The organism is Sinomonas atrocyanea, assembly GCF_030812675.1.
In the GTDB taxonomy this organism is placed as follows: Bacteria; Actinomycetota; Actinomycetes; order Actinomycetales; family Micrococcaceae; genus Sinomonas; species Sinomonas atrocyanea_B.
In genome coordinates, this window is the sequence record NZ_JAUSTE010000002.1 from 223,228 (window position 1) to 242,514 (window position 19,287).

Here is a 19,287-nt window from a genome sequence, read left to right on the forward strand (position 1 = left end):
CAGACCCGATGAAGATCGTCCTCGCCCCCGACAAGTTCAAGGGCTCCCTCACCGCCCCCGAGGTGGCCGAGGCGCTCGCGGAGGGCATCGCCGAGGTGCTTCCGGAGGCCGAGCTCGTCCTGGTCCCCGTGGCCGACGGCGGCGAGGGCACCGTGACGGCGGCGCTCGGCGCGGGCTTCACCCCGCGCCGGGCGGCCGTGGCCGGACCCACGGGTGCCACGCTCACGGCGGAGTTCGCCGTGTCCGGCACCCGGGCGGTCATCGAGATGGCCGCCGCGTCCGGCCTCGACGTCCTCCCGGGCGGCGCCAAGGACGCGCGCGGCGCGACGAGCCTCGGCACGGGCCAGCTCATCCGCGCGGCCCTCGACGCCGGCTGCCGGGACATCGTGCTCGGCGTCGGCGGCAGCGCCTGCACCGACGGCGGGGCGGGCATGCTGGCCGGCCTCGGCGCGCGCTTCACGGACGACGCCGGCGCGGACCTCCCGCTCGGCGGCGCGGCCCTCGCGCGGATCGCCGCGGCGGACCTGTCGGACCTGGACACGCGCCTCGACCGGGCGCACCTGACCCTTGCGGCCGACGTCGACAATCCCCTCACGGGACCCCGCGGCGCCGCCGCGGTGTTCGGCCCGCAGAAGGGGGCCACGCCGTCGGACGTCGAGGAGCTCGACGCCGCCCTCGAGACGTTCGCCGCCGTCCTGGGGGCGGCGATGGGGCCGGCCGCCGCGGCAGCGAAGGGCCTGCCCGGCGCGGGCGCGGCCGGCGGCGTCGGCTACGCGGCCCTCGCCCTGGGCGCGAGGCGGCGGCGCGGGATCGACGTCGTGGTCGAGTTCACGGGCCTGCGCGGCAAGCTCGCCGGGGCCGACCTCGTGGTGACCGGCGAGGGCAGCCTCGACGCCCAGAGCCTGTCCGGGAAGGCGCCAGTGGGCGTCGCGGCCGAGGCCCGGGCGCTGGGCGTGCCGGTGGCGGCGGTGTGCGGCCGCAGCCAGCTCGCGGATCCCGCCGCGGCCGGCTTCGACGCCGTGCACGCGCTCACGGACCTCGAGCCGGACGTCGAGGCGTGCATCCGCGGGGCGCGCAGCCTCGTGCGGCAGGTCGGGATCGATCTGGCCGCATCTATCGTTGGAGACAAGAGCGGAAGGGAACCTGTGCGGTGACTGATATCGAATACGACCTCGTGGTCCGCGGGCAGCGGGTCCTCACGGACGAGGGCATCCACCCGCGCGAGGTGGGCATCTCCGGCGGCCGGATCGCCGCCGTCGAGCGCCTCGGGGCCGGCCTCGCCGGCCGGGACGTCGTCGAGCTGGCCGAGGACGAGACCCTCATCCCCGGCCTCGTCGACTCCCACGTGCACGTCAACGAGCCCGGCCGCACGGAGTGGGAAGGCTTCGCCTCCGCCACCAAGGCCGCGGCCGCGGGCGGCGTCACGACCATCATCGACATGCCGCTCAACTCGATCCCGCCCACCGTCAGCGTGGACGCGCTCAACGTCAAGCGCCGCTCGGCCGAGACGCAGTCCTTCGTGGACGTGGGCTTCTGGGGCGGGGCGATCCCGGGCAACACCGGGGACCTGCGCCCGCTCCACGAGGAGGGCGTGTTCGGCTTCAAGTGCTTCCTCCTCCACTCCGGCGTGGACGAGTTCCCGCACCTGGAGATCGACGAGCTCGAGAAGGACCTCGCCGAGATCGCCTCGTTCGACGGGCTCATGATCGTCCACGCCGAGGACTCCCAGTCGATCGACCACGCCCCCGCCCCCGAGGGCGCCGTCTACGAGCGCTTCCTGCACTCGCGTCCCCGCGGGGCCGAGAACGTCGCGATCGCCGCGGTCATCGAGCGGGCACGCTGGACCGGGGCGCGGGCCCACATCCTGCACCTGTCGTCCTCCGACGCGCTCGCGATGATCGCCAGCGCCAAGCGCGACGGCGTGAAGCTCACCGTGGAGACCTGCCCGCACTACCTGACGCTGCTCGCGGAGGACATCCCCGACGGCGCCACGGCATTCAAGTGCTGCCCTCCGATCCGCGAGGCCTCCAACCGGGAGCTGCTGTGGAAGGGCCTCGAGGACGGCGTCATCGACTGCATCGTCTCGGACCACTCCCCCTCCACCGTGGACCTCAAGGACCCCGAGCACGGCGACTTCGGCGTGGCCTGGGGCGGGGTCGCGTCGCTCCAGCTCGGGCTGCCGCTCATCTGGACCGAGGCGAGGCAGCGCGGCATCCCGCTCGAGCGCGTGGTCGAGTGGATGGGGCGCAGGCCGGCCGAACTGGCCCGGCTGGAGCGCAAGGGCCACCTCGCGCCGGGCTTCGACGCGGACCTTGCCGTGTTCGCCGCGGAGGAGACGTTCGTCGTCGACGCGGAGAAGCTGCACCACAAGAACCACATCACGCCGTACCAGGGCAAGTCCCTCTCCGGCGTGGTCCGGCGCACGTTCGTGCGCGGCACCGAGGTGGACTTCAGCGCGCCCCACGGCCAGCTGCTCCGCCGCGGCTCCGCGTGAGCCGGCTCGCCGATCTGCCTACAGGAGGAACCATGACAGGACCCACGAAGCTCAGCGCGGGGCAGCAGGCCCCCGCGTTCACCCTGCCCGACGCCACCGGCACGCCGGTCTCGCTCGAGGACTACCGCGGCGGCCGGGTCGTCGTGTACTTCTACCCCAAGGCGGCCACCCCCGGGTGCACCACCGAGGCGTGCGATTTCCGGGACAGCCTCGACGCGCTGAACGCCGGCGGGGTCAAGGTCATCGGCATCTCGCCCGATCCCGTCGAGGACATCGCGAAGTTCGCCGAGGACTATTCGCTCACCTTCCCGCTCCTTGCGGACGACGGCGCGGCCGTCGCCAGGGCGTGGGGGGCCTGGGGGGAGAAGATCGTCAACGGCGAGGTCCGCGAGGGCATTCTCCGGTCCACGGCCGTGGTGTCCCCCGGGGGCGAGATCGAGTCCGTCGACTACAACGTGCAGGCCGACGGCCACGTGGCCGCGCTGCGCACTCGCCTCGGCCTCTGAGCCGGCGGACCGCGCGGGCGCTGAGCCGCTGAACCACGAGGGAGGGCCCCGGACCGGCAGCAGCTGGTCCGGGGCCCTCCCGCGTCCCGCCTACACCCCCTCCCCTCGCCGAGGCCACCCGCAGGAGCGCCGAGGTCACCCGCAGGAGCGCCAGATCACGCCGCCGGGGCGCGAGCTCGCCCCTGGCGGCCTGGAGTCATCAGCGGTCTCGCGGAGCCGGCTCGCCGGCCCCTCGGCCGCCCGCCCCCGCTGTGGCAGAATTCTGTATCCCAGATCACCCCGACGTGTTGACAGTCACATCGTCCATGGGTGAGAATAATTGCACATGCTGAAATAACAGTTCCACGATGCGAAACCTAAGAAACCGACGTTCCGCATAGCCGTCACCGTGGATGCCAGCATTGAGCAGTTGAGGACCCGACAAGCCATGTTGCTTGAACAGTTCAATGCCGCCCCCGCCCCCGAGGCACGAGAGCTCCTGAAGCCCTGCCTCGACATCGACCGCTGGGTCGAGGAGATCACCGAAGCACGCCCGTTCGCGGGCGTCGGGGAGCTCCTGGCAGCAGCGCGCCGCGCGGCGGACCCCTTCACCCCCGAGGAGCTGGAGGGCGCACTGTCCCACCACCCCCGCATCGGGGAACGGGCGTCCGGTGCGTCGGCCGAGGCATCGATGTCGCGCAGCGAGCAGGCCGGCGTCGACCCCGGCGACCAGACCGTCGCCGCGGCCCTGGCAGAGGGGAACCGGGCCTACGAGGAGAAGTTCGGCCGGGTCTTCCTGATCCGCGCCGCCGGCCGCAGTGCCGAAGAGATGCTCTCTGCCCTCCGGGAACGCCTGGGCCACACGCCCGAGCAGGAGGAGCCCATCGTCGCCGAGCAGCTCCGCGAGATCGCGGTCCTGCGCCTGCAGCAGAGCGTGCAGGAGAGCGCGTCCCGAGAGGAGCTGAGCGCGTGAGCGTCTCACATGTGACCACCCACATTCTGGATACCGCTGCCGGGAAGCCGGCCGCAGGTGTCGCCGTCGAACTCTACGCCCGCGACGGCGAGGCATGGTCCCAGATTGGAGCGGGCATCACCGATGCTGACGGGCGGGTGAAAGAGCTTGGCCCCGAGCGGCTGGACAGCGGCGAGTACCGCCTCACGTTCGCCACGGGCGCCTACTTCGCCGGCATCGGGCAGGACACCTTCTTCCCGGAGGTATCGCTGGCCTTCACGGTCAACGCAGCCGAGGCGCACTACCACGTGCCGCTTCTGCTGAGTCCTTTCGCCTTTTCCACGTACCGAGGGAGCTAAGTACCCATGAGCACCGAGAACACCAAGATCGTCCTGGGCAAGAACCAGTACGGCAAGGCCGAGGTCCGCGTCGTCAAGATCACCCGCGACAGCGACCGCCACGAGATCGAGGACCTCAACGTCACCTCGCAGCTGCGCGGCGACTTCGAGGCCGCCCACCTCGACGGCGATAACGGCCACGTGGTCCCGACGGACACCCAGAAGAACACCGTCTACGGTTTCGCCCGCGAGGGCGTCGGCTCGCCCGAGCAGTTCCTCATCCGCCTCGCGAACCACTTCACGTCCGAGTTCGGCTGGGTGACCGGCGGCCGCTGGGAGGCCGAGCAGTACGCCTGGGAGCGCATCTCCGCCCCGGGCCAGGGCAAGGCCGAGGGCCACGACCACTCGTTCGTCCGCAAGGGCCAGGAGGTCCGGAACGCGGTCGTCGTGAAGGACGGAGACGCCATCCAGGTGATCTCCGGCCTCAACGACCTCACGGTCCTCAAGTCCACGCAGTCCGGCTTCGTGGGCTACCCGAAGGACCGCTTCACCACGCTCGCGGAGACCACGGAGCGCATCCTCGCCACCGACGTCTCGGCCCGGTGGCGCTACAGCCCGGAGGCGGTCGCCAACGGCTCGGTTGACTTCAACAAGTCCTACGACGACGTCAAGGCGCTCCTGCTCGAGGGCTTCACCGAGGGCTACTCGTACGCCCTCCAGCAGACGCTCTTCCAGATGGCCCAGAAGGTCCTGGACGCGCACGCCGAGATCGAGGAGATCCGCTTCTCGACCCCGAACAAGCACCACTTCCTCGTCGACCTGACCCCGTTCGGCCTGGACAACCCCAACGAGGTCTTCTACGCGGCCGACCGCCCGTACGGCCTGATCGAGGCCAACTTCCAGCGGGAGTCGATCTCGTCGGACAACGACGCCTGGGACGGCATCACCGGCTTCTGCTGAGCCGGCGCCGCCACCCTTCGGCGTCCGCCCTCCCACCCCCACGGCGGGAAGGACGACGGCGGTGAACTCCGGCCGCCGTCGTCCTCCCTCCGACTCGCCTCACCCGAGGCGGGACCGCCCCCGCGAGGGGGCCACAGACTGCCGCGGGCGGCCCCGCACTCCCTGGGCCGGCCGCCCGCGGCACACCACCCCACCCAAGAGAAGTTGCGCACTCGGAATATCCAGCTGACAAGGAGGTCCGCTATGTCCCGAAATCAAGCGCCCGCACCCGGCCATCACAGCGCCGAGGCGGCACGCCCGGAAGATACGAAGCTGCCCATCGGCACTGCCTTCGCCTACGGCTTCCAGCACGTCCTGACGATGTACGGCGGCATCATCGCCCCGCCGCTCATCATCGGCTCCGCCGCGGGCCTGAAGGGCCCTGACCTCGCCCTCCTGATCACGGCCTGCCTCTTCATCGGCGGCCTCGCGACGCTCCTGCAGACGCTCGGGATCAAGTGGTTCGGCTCGCAGCTGCCGCTCGTCCAGGGCACCTCGTTCGCCTCGGTGGCCACGCTGCTCGCGATCGTCAGCGGGGGCGGCGGGCTCCCCGCGGTCTTCGGCTCGGTCATGGCCGCGTCGGTGATCGGCCTCATCGTCGCCCCGTTCTTCGCCCAGATCATCCACTTCTTCCCGCCGGTGGTGACCGGCGTGGTGATCACCACGATCGGGCTCTCGCTGGTCCCGGTCGCGGCGGGCTGGGCCCTCGGCGGCAACGCCAAGGCCCCGGACTACGGCAGCATGGCCAACATCGGCCTCATGGCCCTCACCCTCGTGATCATCATGCTGCTGAGCAAGCTCGGCAGCGGCGCGATCTCCCGCCTGTCGATCCTGCTCGCGATCGTCATCGGGACCGTCATCGCGGCGATCCTCGGCAAGGCGGACTTCTCCCAGGTGGCCAACGGTCCGATCTTCGCCTTCCCGGACCCCTTCCACTTCGGCCTGCCGACGTTCCCGCCGGCAGGGATCATCTCGATGGTGATCGTGGTCCTCGTCATCCTCACCGAGACCACGGCGGACATCCTCGCCGTGGCCGAGGTCACCGGGGCCACCGTCGACTCGAAGCGCATCGCGAACGGCCTCCGCGCGGACATGCTCTCCTCCGCCGTGTCGCCCGTGTTCAACGGCTTCACCCAGAGCGCGTTCGCCCAGAACGTCGGCCTCGTGGCCGTGACCGGCATCAAGAGCCGCTTCGCGGTGGCGGCAGGCGGCGGCGTCCTGATGATCCTGGGCCTCCTGCCGGTCCTCGGCCGTGTCGTCGCCGCGATCCCGATGCCCGTCCTCGGCGGCGCCGGCATCGTCCTCTTCGGCACCGTGGCGGCCTCCGGCATCCGGACGCTCTCGAAGGTCGACTACCGGGACAACATGAACCTGATCATCGTGGCGACCTCGATCGGCTTCGGCCTCATCCCCGTGGTGAGCCCGACGTTCTACGCGAGCTTCCCCTCGTGGTTCCAGGTCATCTTCGACTCGGGCATCTCCTCCGCGGCGATCATGGCGGTCCTGCTGAACATCATCTTCAACGTCATCAAGCGGGGCACCCCGCACGACCCGTCGGTGTTCGCCGCCGCCCCGACCCGGATGATCCCGATCCAGGTCCTCGACTGCCTCGAGGAAGGCGACCGCTGCGAGAACGGCAAGGTCCTCGACAAGCACGGCAACGAGCTGCCCGTGAAGGAGACCAACGGGGCCCACTGACCCCGACCCGAGGCTCGCACACCCTCCCCGCGCCGCCCCGTCACCGCCATCCGCCGGTGACGGGGCGGCGTCGTGCGCGGGGCCGGCGGCCGATAGGCTTGTCCCATGCCCTCCCAGCGCCAGATCAGCGTCCGCCGCGCCCCCAAGTACGTGCCGTTCCTCGTGGCCGGCGGCCTGCTCGGGGCCATCGCCGCGGCGGTGACCTCCTTCGCGGAGCCCGCGCCGCAGAACTACACGCAGGGCTCGGTGTTCGGCTACTTCATGGTCCTCTTCGCCGCCGGCGGCGTGCTCCTGGGAGGCCTCACGGCCCTCATCCTCGACCGCGTCTCGCTGCGACGGGCCGAGCGCGCGACCCTCGAGGAGGTCGAGGAGCCCACGGAAGCGCCTTCGGCGCCCGCTGCCGAGGGTTCCCGGGCGCACGACGGCGGCCACTCGCCGTCGTCCGCCGACGCCCCCGCGGCGCCCGGCACGTCATCCACCGGCGAGGACGGCCCCGAGGCCGGCGCCACCCCGGCTCCGTGAGACAATCGACCAGTGGTACGTGGTGACGGACTCCTCTCTCTCGACTTAGACACAGACGACAAAGGTCCCAAGGACGCCTGTGGCGTCTTCGGGGTGTGGGCACCCGGCGAAGAAGTCGCCAAGCTCACCTATTACGGCCTCTATGCGCTCCAGCATCGCGGGCAGGAATCCGCGGGCATCGCGACGAGCGACGGCTCCCGGATCAACGTGTACAAGGACATGGGCCTCGTCTCCCAGGTGTTCGACGAGTCCACGCTCAACACGCTCACGGGCCACCTCGCGGTCGGCCACTGCCGCTACTCGACGACCGGCGCGAGCCACTGGGCCAACGCCCAGCCCACGCTCGGCGCGACCGCGAACGGCACCGTGGCCCTCGCCCACAACGGCAACCTGACCAACACCGCCGACCTGCGGGACATGCTCGAGGAGCTCACCGGCGGCGAGCTCACCGGCGAGATGAAGCAGGGCAACACCTCGGACACGGCCCTCGTCACCGCGCTCCTGCAGGGCCAGAAGGGCCAGACCCTGGAGCAGACCGCGGTCGAGCTGCTGCCGAAGATCCGCGGCGGCTTCTGCTTCGTCTTCATGGACGAGGGCACGCTCTACGCCGCGCGCGACACCTACGGCGTGCGCCCGCTGTGCCTGGGCCGGCTCGAGCGCGGCTGGGTGGTCGCGTCCGAGCAGTCCGCCCTCGCCACCGTCGGCGCGAGCTTCATCCGCGAGATCGAGCCCGGCGAGTTCATCGCCATCGACGAGAAGGGCGTCCGCTCCCAGCGCTTCGGCGCGGCCACCCCCGCGGGCTGCGTCTTCGAGTACGTGTACCTCGCCCGCCCGGACGCCTCGATCGCGGGCCGCTCGGTCTACGAGTCCCGGGTCGAGATGGGCCGCCAGCTGGCGCGCGAGAACACGCACGAGGCGGACATCGTGATCCCGGTCCCCGAGTCGGGGACCCCGGCCGCGGTCGGGTACGCCGAAGAGTCGGGCATCCCGTTCGCGCACGGCTTCGTCAAGAACTCCTACGTGGGCCGCACCTTCATCCAGCCGTCCCAGACGCTGCGCCAGCTCGGCATCCGGCTCAAGCTCAACGCACTCGAGTCAGTGATCCGTGGCAAGCGCGTGGTCGTGGTGGACGACTCGATCGTGCGCGGCAACACGCAGCGGGCGATCGTGCGCATGCTGCGCGAGGCCGGGGCCAAGGAGGTCCACATCAAGATCTCGTCGCCTCCGGTGAAGTGGCCGTGCTTCTACGGGATCGACTTCGCCTCCCGCGCCGAGCTCATCGCCAACGGCGCGACCATCGAGGAGATCGCCCAGGCGATCGGCGCGGACTCCCTCGGATACATCTCCGAGGACGGCATGATCGCGGCCACCCAGCAGCCGCGCGAGCGCCTCTGCACCGCCTGCTTCACAGGCACGTACCCGATCGAGCTGCCGAGCGCCGACAGGCTCGGAAAGAACCTCCTCGAGCGCGAGACCGCCGCGGCCACCGCGGACGGCGCCACCGCCGACCCGGCCGAACGCCCCGGCGCCGCCGGCTGCGACCCGGGCCCCGGATCCGAACTCGAGTCCCTGCTGACCCCGGCCGACAGGAATGAAACCGCATGAGCGCCAGCACCCCTGAGCAGTCCCAGCCCGCACCGGGCGCCACCGGCATCACGTATGCCGCCGCCGGTGTCGACGTCGAGGCCGGGGACCGCGCCGTCGAGCTCATGAAGGACGCCGTCAAGGCCACGCACACCGACTCGGTGCTCGGCGGCGTCGGCGGCTTCGCGGGCCTGTTCGACGTCTCGCGGCTGCTCACCTACCGGCGGCCGCTCCTGGCGACCTCGACCGACGGCGTCGGGACCAAGGTCGCGATCGCGCAGGCCATGGACGTGCACGACACGATCGGCTTCGACCTCGTGGGCATGGTCGTGGACGACATCGTCGTGGTCGGCGCCGAGCCGTTGTACATGACCGACTACATCGCGTGCGGCAAGGTCGTCCCCGAGCGCATCGCGGACATCGTGCGCGGCATCGCGGCTGCCTGCTCCGTGGCGGGGACCGCCCTCGTGGGCGGCGAGACCGCCGAGCACCCGGGCCTGCTGGGCGAGAACGAGTACGACGTCGCGGGCGCGGCCACCGGGGTCGTCGAGGCGGACGCCCTGCTCGGCCCCGACCGCGTGCGCGCGGGCGACGTCGTCATCGGCATGGCCTCCTCCGGCATCCACTCGAACGGCTACTCCCTCGTGCGGCGCGTCATCAACCACGCCGGCTGGGCGCTCGACCGGCAGGTCTCCGAGCTCGGCCGGACGCTCGGCGAGGAGCTGCTCGAGCCGACCCGCGTGTACGCCGCCGACTGCCTCGACCTCGTGCGGCAGCTCAACGGTGCGGCCGGCGGCGAGGAGCTCGCGCTGCGCGGCTTCTCCCACGTCACGGGCGGCGGCCTGGCCGCCAACCTCGCCCGGGTGCTGCCGAAGGGCCTCCTCGCGACCGTGGACCGCTCCACGTGGGAGCTCCCGGCGATCTTCAAGCTCGTCGCCGAGCTCGGCGGCGTGCCGCAGGCCGACCTCGAGCGGACGCTGAACCTCGGCGTGGGCATGGTCGCGATCGTCGCCCCCGACGCCGCCGACGCCGCGCTGGCGCGCCTCGCCGAGCGCGGGCTCCCCTCGTGGGTCATGGGCCAGGTCTCGGACGACGACGCGTCCCTCGCCCGGGCGGGCGGTCCCGACTACGTCCAGGGCGCCAAGGGAGTGGACGGCGGCGCCGTCCGCCTCGTCAACGCCTACGCCTGACCCGGAGCCTCACCTCCGCCCCCTCCCCCGTCCCGCACCCCTCACACGGTTTCGGGTACGCATCTCGTCGGCAAGATGGCGTTTCGGGTACGAGCTGTCGTACCCGAAACGCCGAAAGAGCGACGAGATGCGTACCCGAAACGGAAGGGGTAAGGGGGGGAAGCGGTGCGAAGGGGCAAGGGGCCGAGCGGGCGGGAGGCCGGTGCCGAGGCGTCAGAGTGCGCCGCTGAGGTCCTCGAGGGCCTGGCCGATGTCGGCGCGCCAGCGCCAGGCCGCGCGGGAGTCCCCGCGCGAGGGGCCCTGGTTGACGATCCCGACCGGCTTGTGGTCTCGGCCGGCGTCGAGCACGAACCGGAAGCCGCTCATGACGGCCAGCGACGAGCCCAGCACGAGGAGGCCCTGCGCCGCGGCGAGCATCGCCGTCGCCCGCTCCTTGCGCTCGGCGGGAACGCCCTCGCCGAAGTACACGACGTCCGGCTTGAGCATGTCGGAGCCGCAGACGAGACACGGCACCATGACGAAGCGCGCGACCCATCGGGCGTCGAGCTCGACGTCGCCGTCCGGGTTGACGGTGGCGGGATCGTGGGCGACCGCCTCGGCGTAGCCCGGGTTCGCCTGGGCGAGACGCTCGTCGAGATTGGTGCGCCCTTCGAGGTTGCCGCAGTTGAGGCACACCACCCGCTCGAGATCGCCGTGGAGCGCCACGAGGTGCTGCGTCCCGGCCGCCGCGTGCAGCCCGTCCACATTCTGCGTGACGACGCCGGCCACGTGCCCGGACGCCTCGAGACCCGCGAGGAGCCGGTGCGCCCGGTTGGGCTCGGCACGGTTCAGGTGCCGCCAGCCGATGAAGCTGCGCGCCCAGTAGCGGTGCCGCGCGGCGGGATCGTGGCGGAACTCCTGGTAGGTCATCGGCCGGTGCTTGCGCCACGACCCCTGCGGGCCGCGGTAGTCGGGGATGCCCGACGCCGTGGAGACGCCCGCTCCGGTGAGCACGAGCACGCCCCGCCCGCGCAGCATCCCGAGGATCCCCTCGCGGGCGACGTCGGGCGGCTGCGGTGTGGCGTTCTCCGTCACCTCGCGCGCTATGGACCGCAGTGCGGCGGCGTGCGCTCCGGCGACGGCCGGATGCTCGAAGGGGTTCAGGGCCTCAACCGATCCGGCGAGAGTCCTCGTCGTCGTCCTCGTCGGCAAACTGATCCGCGTACTTGTCCTCGTAGTCCGAGTAGTCCGGCTCGGGGTTGTCCGCGTAACGGTGAGACGAGTGGCCGCCCTGCGAGCCGAGTTCCCGCTCGAGAGCTGCGTAGTCAGTGCTGGGACTGTAGTACTTGATGTCCCGGGCCTGCTTGGTTGCCTTAGCCTTTTGACGGCCGCGCCCCATGGCGTGACCCCCTCTTTTGCGTCGTCCCGGAGGTTGTCGCGAAGGCACGTTCGCGAGGCCCCGGAGTGTCTGATCAATTTGTCGTAGGTCTAGACTACAGGCAATTGCGCCGTTCCGCGTATTCGATCGGCGCTGGCCACTGGCCGTGTGAGCTACAAGGAAGCGAGCCCAGTGCATGAGCACGTCCAACGTCCCCGATGCCCCGCGCCGCGAGGATTTCCCGCCCCCTCCCCCGCGCCCCGCGCGGTCCCCGAGGACCGCGGCGTTCCCGTCCCTGGGGGCGGAGCCGGCAGCGGAAGGACGGCCCCTCGAACCGGTGGGGACGAGGCGCCAGGGGCGTCAAGGACGCCCTCGGCGGAAGCGCCCCTCGGGCTGGGTCCTCCTCGCGGCCGTCGCGGCCGTGGGCCTGATCATCTGGGGCATCGCCGCTCTCGCCGGGATCGGCAGGCCCGCCTCCGTCGAGGCGAGCGCGTACGCCAAGGGCGACTGCTTCGCCGACTTCGACGCCGCTGCCGCCTCCGGCAACAGGGTCCCGTGCACCGAGCCCCACTCGGCCCAGCTGGTAGGGGTCGAGAAGGCGGCCGACGGCGGGTCCTACCCGGGCCGCGACGCGCTCGAGCAGCGGGCCGGGCAGCTGTGCGAGGCCTCGGACGTGAAGCTGCCGCAGGACGTCAGCTCCCTGAAGCAGCGCTCCGCCTACCCGAACGAGGACGGCTGGAAGTCCGGCGACCGCAGGATGGACTGCTACATCGTGAGCACGAACGGCAACACGCTGACCTCGTCCTTCCTCCCCTGATCGCCGGACCCGCCGCGCCCTGCGGCCGAACCGCGGGGCTCGGCTCCCCTACTGGACGGCCGGCTCCTTGCGCCTGACGCTCAGCCCGCTCGTGGCCCCGGTGAGGTCCTTGAGGTCCACCTCCACGTCGGCCACGTCCACGAGGACGGTGTCGCCGTCGGAGATCTCGCCGGCCAGGATCTCGCGCGCGAGCCGGTCCCCGATCTCCCGCTGCACGAGGCGGCGGAGCGGCCGGGCGCCGTACGCGGGGTCGTAGCCGGTCATCGCGAGCCAGGCGCGGGCGCCGTCGGTCACCTCGAGGGTCAGACGCCGCTCGGTGAGCCGGGCCTGGAGCGAGTCCACCTGCAGCTCGACGATCCGCGACAGCTCGTCGACGGAGAGGGCGTCGAACATGATCACGTCGTCGAGCCGGTTGAGGAACTCCGGCTTGAACGAGGCGTTGACCACGCCCATGACGGCCTCGCGCTTGGACCCCTCGCTGAGGTCTGGGTCCACGAGGAACTGGCTGCCGAGGTTCGAGGTGAGCACGAGGATCACGTTCCGGAAGTCCACGGTGCGGCCCTGGCCGTCGGTCAGGCGCCCGTCGTCGAGGACCTGCAGGAGGATGTCGAACACCTCGGGGTGGGCCTTCTCGACCTCGTCGAGGAGGATCACCGAGTAGGGGCGCCGCCGCACGGCCTCGGTGAGCTGTCCGCCCTCCTCGTAGCCGACGTACCCCGGGGGCGCGCCGACGAGGCGTGCGACGGCGTGCTTCTCCGAGTACTCGCTCATGTCGATCCGGACCATGGCGCGCTCGTCGTCGAACAGGAAGTCCGCGAGGGCCTTGGCGAGCTCGGTCTTGCCGACGCCGGTGGGGCCGAGGAACAGGAACGAGCCGGTGGGCCGGTTGGGGTCGCTGATCCCGGCCCGGGCCCGGCGCACGGCGTCGGAGACGGCCTGCACGGCCCGGCTCTGGCCGATGAGCCGCTTGCCGAGCTCCTCCTCCATGCGCAGCAGCTTCTGGCTCTCGCCCTGGAGCATGCGCCCGGCGGGGATGCCCGTCCATGCGGAGATGACCTCGGCGATGTCGTCGGCCGTGACCTCCTCCGCCACCATCTTCGCGCTGCCAAGCCCAGCGGCCTCCTCGGCGGAGGCCTCGGAGAGCTCGCGCTCGAAGGTCGGGATCTCCCCGTAGAGGATGCGGGAGGCCTCCGCGAGGTCGCCCTCGCGCTGCGCCTTGTCCGCGAGCCCGCGCAGCTCGTCGATCTTCGCCTTGAGGTCGCCGACCCGGTTCAGGCCCGCCTTCTCGGCGTCCCACCGGGCGTTCAGCGCGGCGAGCTCCTCCTTCCTGTCCGCCATGTCCTCCCGCAGGGCGGCGAGCCGCTCGACGCTCGCGGCATCCGTCTCGCCCTCGAGGGCGAGCTCCTCCATGGTCAGACGGTCGACGGCGCGGCGCAGCTGGTCGATCTCCTCCGGCGCGGAGTCGATCTCCATCCGCAGCCGGGACGCCGCCTCGTCGACGAGGTCGATGGCCTTGTCCGGGAGCTGCCGGCCGGAGATGTAGCGGTTGGACAGGGTGGCTGCGGCCACGAGTGCCGAGTCCGCGATGGCCACCTTGTGGTGGGCCTCGTAGCGCTCCTTGAGGCCGCGGAGGATCGCGATGGTGTCGTCCACGCTCGGCTCGCCCACGAACACCTGCTGGAACCGGCGCTCGAGCGCGGCGTCCTTCTCGATGTTCTCGCGGTACTCGTCGAGCGTCGTGGCGCCGATGAGCCGCAGCTCGCCGCGGGCGAGCATGGGCTTGAGCATGTTGCCGGCGTCCATCGAGGAGTCGCCGGTGGCGCCGGCGCCGACCACGGTGTGGATCTCGTCGATGAAGGTGACGATCTGCCCCTCGGAGGCCTTGATCTCCTCGAGGACGGCCTTGAGCCGCTCCTCGAACTCGCCGCGGTACTTCGCGCCGGCCACCATGGAGCCGAGGTCGAGGGAGATGAGGGTCTTGCCGCGCAGGCTCTCGGGGACGTCCCCGGCCACCATGCGCTGGGCAAGGCCCTCGACGACGGCGGTCTTGCCCACGCCAGGCTCGCCGATCAGGACCGGGTTGTTCTTGGTGCGCCGCGAGAGGACCTGGATCACGCGGCGGATCTCGGAGTCGCGGCCGATCACGGGGTCGAGCTTGCCGGAGCGGGCCACGGCCGTGAGGTCGGTCCCGTACTTCTCGAGCGCCTGGAACGTGTTCTCGGGGTCCGGGGAGTCCACCTTCCGGTCCCCGCGGACCCCCGGGAGGGCGGCCTTGAGCGACTCGAGCTGGGCACCGCTGTCCCGCAGCGCCTTGCCGGCGGCGCCGCCGTCGGCCGCCAGCCCGAGCAGGAGGTGCTCGGTCGAGACAAAGGTGTCCCCCAGCTGCTCGGCCTGCTGCTGGGCCGCCTGGACGACCTGGAGGGCCTGCCGGCTCAGCTGGGCCTGGGCGACCGTGCTGCCGGAGCTCGAGGGCAGCGCCTTGATGGCGGTGCTCGCGGCGACGCTGACAGCATCCGGGTCTGCGCCCGTGGCCCTCAGGAGTGCGACGGCGACGCCCTCGCGCTGGTCCATGAGCGCCTTGAGGAGGTGTGCCGGCTCCACCTGCGGGTTGCCGGCGGTCGAGGCGTTCATCGCCGCCGCGGAGAGCGCCTCCTGGCTCTTGGTGGTGAATTTGACGTCCAAAGCGAGCTCCCTTCCCACAGCTTCCGGATCCATCCAACCTCGCCGACCTCATGAAGGTCAACGCATCTAACTTGAGTGTAATCAACTCAAGTCTTGCGGGCAACCCGGCAGCGGCCCGCGAGCGGCGACACGGATGCCTCCACGGGTGGATGCTGGTGCCCATGGCAATCCTCATCGACTCGCCCATGTGGCCGGCCCACGGGACGGTCTTCGCACATCTGGTCTCCGATGCCTCGCTTGCGGAGCTGCACGTCTTCGCTGCGGCGGCGGGAATCCCCGAGCGCGCCTTCGACGAGGACCACTACGACGTCCCCGAGCGCCGCCACGCGGACCTCGTGGCCCTCGGCGCCCGCGAGGTCACCGGCAGGGACCTGGCCCGCGCCCTCATCGCCTCCGGCCTGCGGGTCCCGGCCCGCGAGCGGTCCAAGGCCTTGGAGCGTCCGCTCGCCCACCGCTGGGAGGCGCTCCTCCCGGGCCGCGGGGAGCTCGGCCGGGAGCTGCTGGCGCGCTGGGCCGAGCCGCATCGGCGCTACCACACGCGCGCGCACCTCTTCGCGGTCCTGGGGGCCCTCGAGACGATTGCCGACGGCGGCACCCCGCCGCGCGCCGTCGTCCTCGCCGCGTGGTTCCACGACGCGGTGTACGGCGCCCCCGCAGCGGGCGGCGCCGAGCCCGGCCGGGACGAGGAGGAGTCGGCGGCCCTAGCCGAGGCCCGCCTCGCCGATGCCGGGCTCCCCGGCACGGAGGTGGAGGAGGTCGGGCGGCTCGTGCGGCTCACCGCGGAGCACGCGCCGGCGGCGTCCGACACAGCGGGGCAGCTCCTGTGCGACGCGGACCTCGCGGTGCTGGGCCGGGACCGCCGCGGGTACCGGCGGTATGCGGCGCAGGTCCGCGCCGAGTTCGCGCACGTGCCGGACGAGGCGTTCCGCGCCGGCCGGGCCGCGGTCCTCGAACAGCTGCTCGGGCTCGATCCGCTCTTCCACACGGAGCCCGCTCGCGGCCTCTGGGCCGCGAGGGCCCGGCACAACCTGCGCGCCGAGCTCGACGCCGGCTCGTGGCTGGCGCCCTGAGCCCGGGCCCCAGCGCGGGGCCGGCACCGCTGGGCGGCGGCGCGGTCAGGGCCAGGCGGCCAGCGTAACGCGCCAGTCGGTGTCGCCGTCCGGGGCCATGTCGACCAGGGCCACCCTGCCGAGCGTGACGACCTGCCCCGCGTGCACCCGGCGCTCGCCCTGCACCGAGACGTGCGGCCTGAACCCGTGCCCGGTGTGCTGGGGGCTGTGGATGCGGCCTCCCGCGGCCGCCACGGCCTCCCGGAGGCGGTCATGGAGGGTCTGGAGGCCCGCGTCCGGCTCCACGAGGGAGACCCGGACCCGGGCGCGGTAGCCGAAGTCTGCGTCCTCGCCGATCCGCACCCGCAGCGGCAGGGCCACCCCGGACGCCGCGACGGCCCCGGCGACCGCCGCGCGGGCGGTCTCCGGGGCCGTGTCGAAGCGGAGCAGGGTCACATGGAGGGGCCAGTGCCGCTTGCCGAAGCGCTGGCCGATCCCTGTGGGCTCGACGAACGCGACGGCGACGAAGGGGTGGGCCGGGCTCTCGGACTCCCCGTCCGGGCCTCCGTCAGTGCCCACGCCAGCCTCCCGGGGCCAGTCAGTCCTGCTGGGCCTGCGTCTGCCCGGTGCCCGCCGCGGACTTGATCGCGGAGATCTCGAACTCGAGCAGGATCCGGTCGGAGACGAGGACGCCGCCCGAGTCGAGCGCGGCGTTCCAGTTGACGCCGAAGTCCTTGCGGTCGATCCGGCGCGAGCCCTCGAAGCCGGCCCGCATGTTCCCGAACGGGTCAGTCTCGATGCCGATGAACTCGATGGGCACGGCGATCTCCTTCGTGACCCCGCGGATCGTGAGGTCGCCGTTGATGATGAAGCTGTTCTCCTCGACCTGGTCGATGCGCTTGGAGACGAAGGTGATCTCCGGGTAGTGCGGGGCGTCGAAGAAGTCGTTGGTGCGCAGGTGCTCGTCGCGCTGGGCATTGCGCGTGTCGATGCTCGCGACCTTGATGGTCACGCTCACGGACGAGTTGGTCGGCTCGTCGGCGTCAACGTTGATGACCCCGTCGACGTCGTTGAACGCCCCGCGTACCTTGGTGACCATCGCGTGGCGGGTCGAGAACCCCAGCCGGGTGTGGGCCGGGTCGATGCGCCACTCGCCGGCGAGGGAGCTGTCGAGTTCGGGCATGGGTGCCTCCTTGTCGGATACAACTTATAGTGCGCTCCCCCCGGATTCCAGATGAGAATACCCCGGCTGGGCCGCCGCTCAGCGGGTGTAGCTCGCGAGCAGCCTCCTGCTCGGGACGATCTCCTTGCCCAGCGGCATGAGCGAGACCGGGATGAGCTTGAGGTTCGCGATCGCCAGGGGGATGCCGACGATGGTCGCCGCCATCGCGAGGGCGGTCGCCACGTGCCCGATCGCGATCCATATCCCGGCCACGAGGAGCCAGATGATGTTGCCGAGCGCGGACGCGGCGCCGCCGCGGCCGGTGTCCACGACGGTGCGCCCGAACGGCCACAGCGCGTAGGAGGCGATCCGGAAGGAGGCGATGCCCCACGGGATGGTCACGATCAGCGCGCAGCAGACCACGCCCGCGAGGAAGTAGCCCAGCGCCAGGGCGAAGCCGCCGAAGATGAACCAGATGAGATTCAGGATGGTCTTCATGGGTACCAGTCTGCCCTGCCGGGGCGGCGGCGGCTCCCGTCTGCCGGCAGGAGCGCGACGGGAGGCGGCGGCCGCGGCGACCCTTGGACCTCCGGCGCCTCCGGACGGGGCCACGATTCCTGTGGTCCTCCCGCCCGGCGCCGTGGCCGTGGTCGGCGCGCCGCGCCCCCTCACTCGTTGCTACCCTGACGTCCAGGGGCCGCAGCGGCCCCCCGGACGAGGGAGCCCAGTACCCGGAACGCGACAAGACTGGCCGGAAGGCACTCCCATGCTCTGGCTCGTCCTCATCCTCTCCGGCGCACTCGAGGCCGTCTGGGCCGCCGCCCTCGAACGGTCCGAGGGCTTCCGCCGGCCGCTCCCGGCCCTCGTATTCGTGCTCGCCCTGGCTGCGAGCATGGGCGGCCTCGCCCTCTCGCTCACCGCGATCCCCGTGGGGACCGCGTACGCGGTGTGGGTCGGGGTCGGCGTGGTCCTCACCGTCGTGTACGCCATGGCCGCCCGCGTGGAGCCCCAGGCCAGCCGACGCACGACGGCGGCCCGGACGGTCCTGCTCCTCGGCATCGCCGGGTGCGTGGCCGGGCTCAAGGCGGTGGCGTAGCGATGGCCTGGGCTGTGCTCCTGGCCTCCGCCGTGCTCGAGGCCGTGTGGGCCACGGCGCTCGCGGCCTCTGCGGGCTTCACCCGGCCCGGCCCCACCGCACTGTTCCTCGTGGCGACGGCCGCGAGCATGGCAGGGCTCGCGTGGAGCGTGCGGCGGATTCCGCTCGCGACGGCCTACGCCGTCTGGGTCGGCGTCGGCGCCTCGCTGACGGTCGGCTGGGCGATGCTGACCGGTGCCGAGGCCTTCAGCTGGGCCAAGCTCGCGTTCATCGCCGGGATCGTCGGCTGCTCCGCGGGGCTCAAGGCCCTCGGCGGCCGTGCTACTCCGACTGGGCGCGCCGCACGCCGGTGAACTGGGAGACCCACCGCGAGGGGTCCGCCACCTCGAACTGGCGGCCGGTGACCTGGGACGGCACGATCCGGACGAAGAAGGCCTTCTCGCCCGACTGCCACGGGAACAGCGGCAGCGCGACGGCCTCGACGATCTCGGCGGTGTCCAGCACCGGCTCGAGCGTCCCGTGCATCACCACGGACCAGGCCTCGTTGATGTCCGGCTCGTAGCCGTCCACCTCGAACACGACCTGCAGCCGCCCCAGCGACGCGGCGAGCTTGGTGCCCGGCGCCGTCCGGAACAGCACCGTCCCGCGGTCCACGAGGTAGTTGACGGGGAACAGCTCGAGGCGCTCGCCGGAACTGAACGCGATCCGTCCCACCACCATGGTGCGGGCCCGCTCCCACGCATCCTCCGGGGAGAGGCTGCGGACGCCCTCGGACGGGGCGGAGGTCTCGTGGCTGCTCATGCGGCCAGTCTACGCACGCCGCAACAGCCGGGGTCAGTGCCCAAGGGCCCCCGCGTCGCGG

Annotated in this window: 21 protein-coding genes and 1 riboswitch; of the genes, 14 read left to right on the top strand and 7 right to left on the bottom strand. The window is 71.8% G+C overall.

Features of this window, described 5'->3' with window-relative positions:
* Positions 1–8: 8 nt before the first annotated feature.
* The 10 genes from J2W20_RS04805 (at position 9) to purM (ending at position 10,262) form a co-directional block, all read left to right on the top strand.
* The gene (locus J2W20_RS04805; RefSeq protein ID WP_307005071.1) at positions 9–1,154 is read left to right on the top strand and encodes a glycerate kinase; all 1,146 of its coding nucleotides are present in this window, start codon (positions 9–11) and stop codon (positions 1,152–1,154) included.
* Entirely contained in the window at positions 1,151–2,494 is a 1,344-nt protein-coding gene (gene allB, locus J2W20_RS04810) for an allantoinase AllB (RefSeq protein WP_307005073.1), read from the top strand. Before J2W20_RS04805 ends, allB begins: the two co-directional genes overlap by 4 nt.
* Positions 2,495–2,526: 32 nt before the next feature.
* Positions 2,527–3,000 (top strand): thioredoxin-dependent thiol peroxidase, encoded by a 474-nt coding sequence (bcp, locus tag J2W20_RS04815; protein WP_307005075.1) that lies wholly within the window; start codon positions 2,527–2,529, stop codon positions 2,998–3,000.
* 409 nt (positions 3,001–3,409) lie between these two features.
* The gene (gene uraD / locus J2W20_RS04820) at positions 3,410–3,952 is read left to right on the top strand and encodes a 2-oxo-4-hydroxy-4-carboxy-5-ureidoimidazoline decarboxylase (RefSeq protein ID WP_307005076.1); all 543 of its coding nucleotides are present in this window, start codon (positions 3,410–3,412) and stop codon (positions 3,950–3,952) included.
* Entirely contained in the window at positions 3,949–4,290 is a 342-nt protein-coding gene (gene uraH / locus J2W20_RS04825; RefSeq protein WP_066500213.1) for a hydroxyisourate hydrolase, read from the top strand. The genes uraD and uraH overlap by 4 nt, the downstream gene beginning before the upstream one ends.
* Before the next feature lie 6 nt (positions 4,291–4,296).
* The gene (gene pucL, locus J2W20_RS04830; protein WP_307005078.1) at positions 4,297–5,229 is read left to right on the top strand and encodes a factor-independent urate hydroxylase; all 933 of its coding nucleotides are present in this window, start codon (positions 4,297–4,299) and stop codon (positions 5,227–5,229) included.
* A gap of 243 nt (positions 5,230–5,472) precedes the next feature.
* Entirely contained in the window at positions 5,473–6,966 is a 1,494-nt protein-coding gene (locus J2W20_RS04835; RefSeq protein WP_307005080.1) for a nucleobase:cation symporter-2 family protein, read from the top strand.
* Positions 6,967–7,071: 105 nt separating this feature from the next.
* Entirely contained in the window at positions 7,072–7,488 is a 417-nt protein-coding gene (locus J2W20_RS04840; protein WP_307005081.1) for a hypothetical protein, read from the top strand.
* Between the two features lie 12 nt (positions 7,489–7,500).
* Positions 7,501–9,093 carry an amidophosphoribosyltransferase gene (gene purF / locus J2W20_RS04845; protein WP_307005082.1) on the top strand — a complete coding sequence of 531 codons (1,593 nt, stop codon included), beginning with the start codon at positions 7,501–7,503 and terminating at the stop codon, positions 9,091–9,093.
* Positions 9,090–10,262: a phosphoribosylformylglycinamidine cyclo-ligase gene (purM, locus tag J2W20_RS04850; RefSeq protein ID WP_307005084.1), complete on the top strand. Its 1,173-nt coding sequence runs from the start codon at positions 9,090–9,092 to the stop codon at positions 10,260–10,262. Before purF ends, purM begins: the two co-directional genes overlap by 4 nt.
* A 213-nt stretch (positions 10,263–10,475) precedes the next feature.
* Here purM and J2W20_RS04855 read toward each other — a convergent pair whose 3' ends face one another.
* Both J2W20_RS04855 and J2W20_RS04860 read right to left on the bottom strand, forming a co-directional pair.
* Positions 10,476–11,405: an NAD-dependent protein deacetylase gene (locus tag J2W20_RS04855; protein ID WP_307005453.1), complete on the bottom strand. Its 930-nt coding sequence runs from the start codon at positions 11,403–11,405 to the stop codon at positions 10,476–10,478.
* Between the two features lie 4 nt (positions 11,406–11,409).
* A complete protein-coding gene (locus J2W20_RS04860; protein WP_307005085.1) occupies positions 11,410–11,640 on the bottom strand; it encodes a DUF3073 domain-containing protein in 231 nt (76 codons plus the stop codon).
* Between the two features lie 175 nt (positions 11,641–11,815).
* Between J2W20_RS04860 and J2W20_RS04865 the strand changes: the two genes are divergently transcribed.
* Entirely contained in the window at positions 11,816–12,436 is a 621-nt protein-coding gene (locus tag J2W20_RS04865) for a septum formation family protein (protein WP_307005088.1), read from the top strand.
* 48 nt (positions 12,437–12,484) lie between these two features.
* Here the strand turns inward: J2W20_RS04865 and clpB are convergent, their stop codons facing one another.
* Positions 12,485–15,118 (bottom strand): ATP-dependent chaperone ClpB, encoded by a 2,634-nt coding sequence (gene clpB, locus J2W20_RS04870; protein WP_307005090.1) that lies wholly within the window; start codon positions 15,116–15,118, stop codon positions 12,485–12,487.
* A 161-nt stretch (positions 15,119–15,279) separates the two neighbouring features.
* Here clpB and J2W20_RS04875 point away from each other — a divergent pair, with 161 nt between their 5' ends.
* A complete protein-coding gene (locus J2W20_RS04875; RefSeq protein ID WP_307005092.1) occupies positions 15,280–16,188 on the top strand; it encodes a DUF4031 domain-containing protein in 909 nt (302 codons plus the stop codon).
* A 45-nt stretch (positions 16,189–16,233) separates the two neighbouring features.
* Here the strand turns inward: J2W20_RS04875 and J2W20_RS04880 are convergent, their stop codons facing one another.
* From J2W20_RS04880 to J2W20_RS04890, 3 genes are all read right to left on the bottom strand, one after another.
* A complete protein-coding gene (locus J2W20_RS04880; protein ID WP_307005093.1) occupies positions 16,234–16,746 on the bottom strand; it encodes a 2'-5' RNA ligase family protein in 513 nt (170 codons plus the stop codon).
* Positions 16,747–16,765: 19 nt separating this feature from the next.
* A complete protein-coding gene (locus J2W20_RS04885) occupies positions 16,766–17,350 on the bottom strand; it encodes a YceI family protein (RefSeq protein WP_307005095.1) in 585 nt (194 codons plus the stop codon).
* A 78-nt stretch (positions 17,351–17,428) separates the two neighbouring features.
* The gene (locus J2W20_RS04890; protein WP_307005096.1) at positions 17,429–17,827 is read right to left on the bottom strand and encodes a YccF domain-containing protein; all 399 of its coding nucleotides are present in this window, start codon (positions 17,825–17,827) and stop codon (positions 17,429–17,431) included.
* A 191-nt stretch (positions 17,828–18,018) separates the two neighbouring features.
* Positions 18,019–18,085, top strand: a riboswitch (guanidine-III (ykkC-III) riboswitch).
* Positions 18,086–18,095: 10 nt separating this feature from the next.
* Here J2W20_RS04890 and J2W20_RS04895 point away from each other — a divergent pair.
* Together J2W20_RS04895 and J2W20_RS04900 are read left to right on the top strand one after the other, a co-directional pair.
* Positions 18,096–18,425, top strand: coding sequence for a DMT family transporter (locus tag J2W20_RS04895; RefSeq protein WP_307005098.1), 330 nt, complete (start codon positions 18,096–18,098; stop codon positions 18,423–18,425).
* A gap of 2 nt (positions 18,426–18,427) precedes the next feature.
* Positions 18,428–18,778, top strand: coding sequence for a DMT family transporter (locus tag J2W20_RS04900; protein WP_307005100.1), 351 nt, complete (start codon positions 18,428–18,430; stop codon positions 18,776–18,778).
* Here J2W20_RS04900 and J2W20_RS04905 read toward each other — a convergent pair.
* Positions 18,747–19,226 carry a pyridoxamine 5'-phosphate oxidase family protein gene (locus J2W20_RS04905; RefSeq protein ID WP_307005102.1) on the bottom strand — a complete coding sequence of 160 codons (480 nt, stop codon included), beginning with the start codon at positions 19,224–19,226 and terminating at the stop codon, positions 18,747–18,749. The two genes, J2W20_RS04900 and J2W20_RS04905, sit on opposite strands and share 32 nt — an antisense overlap.
* Positions 19,227–19,287 lie beyond the last annotated feature (61 nt).